Raw genomic sequence first — 5,577 nt, forward strand, 5'->3', positions numbered from 1 at the left:
TGGTCGCGGTCGCCGCCATGGCCGCCATGACCCGGGGCCTGCGCTTCAAGATCGCGTGGATGGCCCTGGCGCTGGTCGGCGTGGGCTCGGCCTGGTTCAACTGGACCACGGGGGAGGGCGGCTTCACCGCCGCCCAGGTCAGCCTCGTCAACATGGGCTTCGGCCGGGCCACGGACATCTCGCCGTGGATCATCCGCTTCTCCATGCCGGTCGGCGCCCTGCTGGTCCTGGCCCGCCTGCTGCTGATGCCCGCCCGCCGCGACGAGGCGGCGGCCTGAACTTCCCCGCCCACGAAGGGGGAGAAGCGGACCGCCGGCGCGGATGTCCTAGCTCTTCACCTTCACATAGTCGCCCGGGGCGTCGGCGAGCGGCGGCAGCGGGCCCTTGGCCGGGTCGCGGGCCGGGACCAGGCCGCCGGACTTGGCCTTCAGCCATTCGGCCCAGTGCGGCCACCATGAGCCCGGCGTCTCCTTCGCCGTCGCCTGCCATTCCTCCAGCGTCGCGGGCAGGTGGTCGGCCGTCCAGTGCTGGTACTTCTTGGCCGCCGGCGCATTGATCACCCCGGCGATGTGGCCGGAGCCCGCCATGGTGAAGGTCACCGGCCCGCCGAACAGCCTGGCGCTCCGGTAGACCGAACGGGCCGGGGCGATGTGGTCCTCCTTGGACGACTGCATGTAGATCGGGATCTTCACGTCGCCGAGGTTCAGCTTCGTGCCGTCGATCTCCAGCTCGCCGCGGGCCAGCGCGTTCTCGCCGTAGAACTTGCGCAGGTAGAACATGTGCAGGGTCTTGGGCATCCGCGTCTGGTCGGAGTTCCAGAACAGCAGGTCGAACGGCTTGGGCTCGCGGCCCAGCAGGTAGTTGTTCACGAAGAACGACCAGATCAGGTCGTTGGCGCGAAGCATGTTGAAGGTGTCGGCCATCGCCTGGCCGGAGAGCACGCCGCCGCCCTCGTCCATCTTCTGCTCGAGGGTCTTCAGCCAGTTCTCGTTGGTGAACAGCAGCAGGTCGCCGGCCTCGGCGAAGTCGTGCTGGGCGGCGAAGAAGGTGGCCGAGCCGATCGGCTGCACGCCCTTGGCCGCCATGTGCGCCAGGGCCGATCCCAGCAGGGTGCCGCCGATGCAGTAGCCGACCGTGTTCACATGGTTGACGCCGCACTGCTCCATGGCCGCGGCCGTGCCGGCGTAGATCCCGTCCAGCATGTAGTCGCCGAAGGTCCGGGAGGCGAGGCTCTGGTCCGGGTTCACCCAGGAGGCCACGAAGACCGTGAAGCCCTGGTCCGTGAGCCAGCGGATCATCGAGTTCTCGGGCCGCAGGTCCAGGATGTAGAACTTGTTGATCCAGGGCGGGAAGATCACCAGCGGGATCTCGTGGACCTGCTCCGTGGACGGGCTGTACTGGATCAGCTCGATGATCTCGTTGCGGAACACGACCTTGCCGGGCGCGGTGGCCACGTTCTCGCCGATCCGGAACATCTCGTAGTCGGTCTGGGCGATGGCGAGCTGGCCGCCGCCGCGCTCCAGGTCGGCGGCGAAGTTCTCCATGCCCCGCACCAGGCTCTCGCCGCCGGTGGCCAGCAGCTCGCGCAGGGCCGCCGGGTTGGAGGTCAGGAAGTTCGACGGCGCGAAGGCGTCGGTCAGCATCTTCATGAAGAACTCGGCGCGCCGCTTCTCCATGGGGTCGACCCCCTCCACCCCGCCCACCAGGCTGTTCAGCCAGTCGGAGGTGATCAGGTAGGACTGCTTGATGGCGTCGAAGGCCGGGTTCTCGGTCCACTCGGGATCGCTGAACCGCTTGTCGCCCTTGGCCGGCGCGGCCACGGGCTCGGACCTGCCGTCGTGCAGCCGTCGCGCGGTCGACTGCCAGAGGTCCATGTAGCGGGTGAACAGGTCGGCCTGGGCCCGCATCAGCTTGTCCGGCTGGGCGGCGAGGCGGCTCATCACCTCCGTCAGGGCCGGGCCCACGTGGAAGGGGTCGGCGGTCAGGGCGGCGGGCCGCTCGGCGCTGCGCAGCGCCATCTCGGCGATCACGCCCTGGGCGGCCACGGCGGCGCGGGCGAGGTTGCTGGAGAGCTTCTCGAGCTGGTCGCGCTGCTCGGCGCTGAGGGCGGCGATGTCGAAGGCCGGCGCGGACCGCGGGGCCTCGGGCGCCTGGGCCTCGGCCCGGGCCTCCTCGCGCGGAGCCTGGGTGACGGCGATCTCGGCCATCGCGTCCTCGGGCAGGGGCGGCTTCTCGAAGGCCGGGGCTTCAGCCGGAGCCGTCGCCCGCGGGCCCTTGCCGCTCTTGCCAGGCGTGGGATTGACCGTCTGCTCGCTCATCTGGCTTCCTTCCTGCGGCGAAGGCGCGCGCCCCTTCCACCGCATCCGATCATCGCATAAGACCTTAGCGGAGATGACTCCGCTCGCCCGCCTTTTTGTGAACGCCCGTCAAGGCTCTGCGGCTGCGCGCCTGCTGGCCGCCGCGGGGGCGTCGGCGCTGCTGGCCGGCTGCGTGGGCAATCCGTTCGACACCGCCAAGGTCGATCCGACCTCGCCGGTGGCCGCGGAGGTGTCGCGGCTGACGCGGGAGGCCCGCGCCTATCCGACCTTCGCCGGGATCCCGAAGAAGCCCACCGACGTGCGGCCGTTGCGCCAGTTCGGCCGGGCGGCTGACGAGGTGACGGCCGCCGGCGCCGCGCTGGAGCAGGCCACCGCGCCCTCCACCTGGACCCTCGGCGACACCGACAGCTTCGCCGCCCGGGCGCGCAGCGCCGCGGGCCCCGAGGCCGCGCCGGCCGATCCCCGGTCCACCGAGGCCTTCGCCGAAGACCTGCGCAGGCGAGCTACCCCGCCTCCGCCGCCCAAGAGATAAGGGCCTGCGGGGGCAAAATCTTCCAAACCATGGCTTGGCGGACCTCTGCCCGGGGTCTATCCATGCCCGACCTCAGCTCCCGGAAAGCCGCATTGGGCAGCTCGCGGCCAAGAGCTTCAAATGACTCCCGAGTTTCACCGTATCCGTCGCCTCCCGCCCTACGTCCTCGAGGAGGTGAACCGCATCAAGGCCCGCCTGCGCGCGCAGGGGACCGACATCATCGACTTCGGCATGGGCAATCCCGACATGCCGACGCCGAAGCACATCGTCGACAAGCTGATCGAGACCGCCCGCGACCCGAAGGCCGGGCGCTATTCCGCGTCCAAGGGGATCGCCGGCCTGCGCAAGGCCATGGCCGGCTACTACGGCCGCCGCTTCGGCGTGAAGCTGAACCCGGACACCGAGGTGATCGCCACCCTGGGGTCCAAGGAGGGCTTCGCCAACCTCGCCCAGGCCCTGACCGCGCCCGGCGACGTCATCGTCTGTCCGAACCCGGCCTATCCGATCCACGCCTACGGCTTCATCATGGCCGGCGGGGTGATCCGCCACGTGCCGGCGCACTCGCCCGAGGACTATCTGGCCGGCGTCAGCCGGGCCGTGAAGCACTCCGCGCCGCCGCCCACCGTGCTGATCCTGTCCTATCCGTCCAACCCGACGGCCCAGTGCGTCGACCTCGACTTCTACCGCGACGCCATCGCGCTGGCGAAGAAGCACGACATGCTGGTGATCTCCGACATCGCCTATTCGGAGATCTACTTCGACGACAACCCGCCGCCGTCGGTCCTGCAGATCGAGGGCGCCAAGGACATTGCCGTCGAGGTGAACTCGCTGTCCAAGACCTACGCCATGGCCGGCTGGCGGGTCGGCATGGTGGTCGGCAACGAGCGGATCTGCGCGGCCCTCGCCCGGGTGAAATCCTACCTCGACTACGGCGCCTACACCCCGATCCAGGTGGCGGCCGCCACCGCGCTGAACGGGCCGCAGGACTGCGTCGACGAGATCCGCGCCATCTACAAGTCGCGGCGTGACGTGCTGGTCGAATCCATGCGGCGGGCCGGCTGGGACATTCCCGCGCCGCCCGCGTCGATGTTCGCCTGGGCGCCGGTGCCCGAGCAGTTCAGGGAGGCCGGCTCGCTGCTGTTCTCCAAGCTGCTGGTCGAGGAGGCGGGCGTCGCCGTGGCCCCCGGCGTCGGCTTCGGGGAGTACGGCGAGGGCTTCGTCCGCGTCGGCCTCGTGGAGAACGAGCACCGCATCCGGCAGGCGGCGCGCAACGTGAAGAAGTTCCTCTCCAACGCCGACGAGATCCTCGGCCGGCATCACAACACCCTGGCGGCGCAATGAGCAAAGACTGGCGTATCGGCGTCGCGGGCCTCGGCACCGTCGGCGCCGGGCTTCTGACCTTCCTCTCCGAGCATCCGGGCTTCGCGCCGGCGGGCGGCCAGGTGAGCGTGACCGGCGTCTCGGCGCGCTCGCGCTCCCGGCCCCGGCCGTTCGACATCTCCAGCCTGGCCTGGTTCGACGATCCCGTGGCGCTCGCCACCTCGCCGGACGTGGACCTGTTCGTGGAGCTGATCGGCGGCTCCGACGGCCCGGCCAAGGCCGCGGTCGAGGCGGCGCTGAACGCCGGCAAGCCCGTGGTCACCGCCAACAAGGCGCTGATCGCCGAGCACGGCGCCGAACTGGCGGCCCTCGCCGAGGCCAGGGGCGCGCCGCTGCTGTTCGAGGCCGCCGTCATGGGCGGGACCCCGGCCGTGAAGATGGTCCGCGAGGCCCTGGTCGGCGACGAGATCAAGTCGGTGGCCGGCATCCTCAACGGCACCTGCAACTTCATCCTCACCGAGATGGAGGCCACGGGCCGCTCCTTCGCCGACGTGCTCGCCGAGGCCCAGCGCCTGGGCTACGCCGAGGCCGATCCGACCATGGACGTCGGCGGCTTCGACGCGGCCCACAAGATATCGATCCTGGCGGCGCTCGCCTTCGGCTGCGCCCCGAACTACGCCGCCGCCGAGATCGAGGGCATCGATCAGGTCGACCTCCTCGACATCAAGCTGGCCCGCGACCTGGGCTACCGCATCAAGCTCGTGGCCTCCGCCGACCGCTCGCCGGACGGGGTGCTGGTGCGGGTCCACCCCTCGCTCGCGCCCATGAGCCACCCGCTCGCCCAGGCCGGCGGGGCGCTGAACGCGCTCTTCATCGAGGGAACCCGCATCGGCCGGATCTTCGTCCAGGGGCCGGGGGCGGGGGCGGGGCCCACCGCAGCCGCCGTGGCCGCCGACATCGCCGACGTCATGACCGGCGCCGTGCGTCCGGTCTTCCAGGCGCCGGCCGGGTCGCTCCAGCCCTTCACCCCGATCGACCCGTCGAAGATGATGGGCCGGGCCTACCTGCGCTTCCTGGTGAAGGACGAGCCGGGCGTGATCGCCGCGGTCTCCGAGACCCTGGCCGAGGCCGGCGTGTCCATCGAGAGCTTCCTGCAGAAGCCGGTGGAGAACGCCGAGGGCGTGCCCATCGTGCTCACCACCCACGCGGTCGCGGAATCGGTCCTGACGGCCGCCGTCGAGCGCATCGCGGGCCTGCCGGCGGTGCTGGAACGGCCCCGGCTGTTACGCATCGCGCGGATCTGAGAATTCGGGAATACTCCGCTCCTGGGGCGGGAGACGTAGACGAGATGAGTTCCGAAGTTCTGGACCGCGGGCTCGTGCTCGACGCCGTCCGGGTCACCGAGGC

5 protein-coding genes are annotated in these 5,577 nt (G+C 70.5%); 4 read left to right on the forward strand and 1 reads right to left on the reverse strand.

The features are described 5' to 3' along the window. Positions 1-278, forward strand: a 278-nt coding sequence (locus V7Z97_RS18885) for a hypothetical protein (RefSeq protein ID WP_334164989.1), incomplete at its 5' end; no start/stop codon positions are given. A gap of 48 nt (positions 279-326) precedes the next feature. On the opposite strand, the gene phaC is transcribed toward V7Z97_RS18885, so the two are convergent. Beyond that, on the reverse strand, positions 327-2,318 hold the full coding sequence (phaC, locus tag V7Z97_RS18890) for a class I poly(R)-hydroxyalkanoic acid synthase (RefSeq protein WP_334164990.1): 1,992 nt from the start codon (positions 2,316-2,318) through the stop codon (positions 327-329). Positions 2,319-2,391: 73 nt separating this feature from the next. On the opposite strand from phaC, the gene V7Z97_RS18895 reads away from it, so the two are divergent. From V7Z97_RS18895 to V7Z97_RS18905, 3 genes are all read left to right on the forward strand, one after another. After that, the gene (locus V7Z97_RS18895) at positions 2,392-2,850 is read left to right on the forward strand and encodes a hypothetical protein (protein WP_334164991.1); all 459 of its coding nucleotides are present in this window, start codon (positions 2,392-2,394) and stop codon (positions 2,848-2,850) included. A gap of 120 nt (positions 2,851-2,970) precedes the next feature. Further along, complete coding sequence (locus V7Z97_RS18900; protein ID WP_334164992.1) at positions 2,971-4,191, forward strand: LL-diaminopimelate aminotransferase; 1,221 nt, start codon at positions 2,971-2,973, stop codon at positions 4,189-4,191. Continuing rightward, a complete protein-coding gene (locus tag V7Z97_RS18905; protein ID WP_334164993.1) occupies positions 4,188-5,474 on the forward strand; it encodes a homoserine dehydrogenase in 1,287 nt (428 codons plus the stop codon). Before V7Z97_RS18900 ends, V7Z97_RS18905 begins: the two co-directional genes overlap by 4 nt. Positions 5,475-5,577: the final 103 nt, after the last annotated feature.

The organism is Phenylobacterium sp., assembly GCF_036821595.1.
Classification (GTDB): domain Bacteria; phylum Pseudomonadota; class Alphaproteobacteria; order Caulobacterales; family Caulobacteraceae; genus Phenylobacterium.

What these genes read in the sequence shown, in the direction of transcription:
- V7Z97_RS18900 (WP_334164992.1), top strand. Translation starts at nt 2,971, where the DNA reads ATGACTCCCGAGTTTCACCGTATCCGTCGCCTCCCGCCCTACGTCCTC.
- V7Z97_RS18895 (WP_334164991.1), top strand. Translation starts at nt 2,392, where the DNA reads ATGACTCCGCTCGCCCGCCTTTTTGTGAACGCCCGTCAAGGCTCTGCG.
- V7Z97_RS18905 (WP_334164993.1), top strand. Translation starts at nt 4,188, where the DNA reads ATGAGCAAAGACTGGCGTATCGGCGTCGCGGGCCTCGGCACCGTCGGC.
- phaC (WP_334164990.1), bottom strand. Translation starts at nt 2,318, where the DNA reads ATGAGCGAGCAGACGGTCAATCCCACGCCTGGCAAGAGCGGCAAGGGC.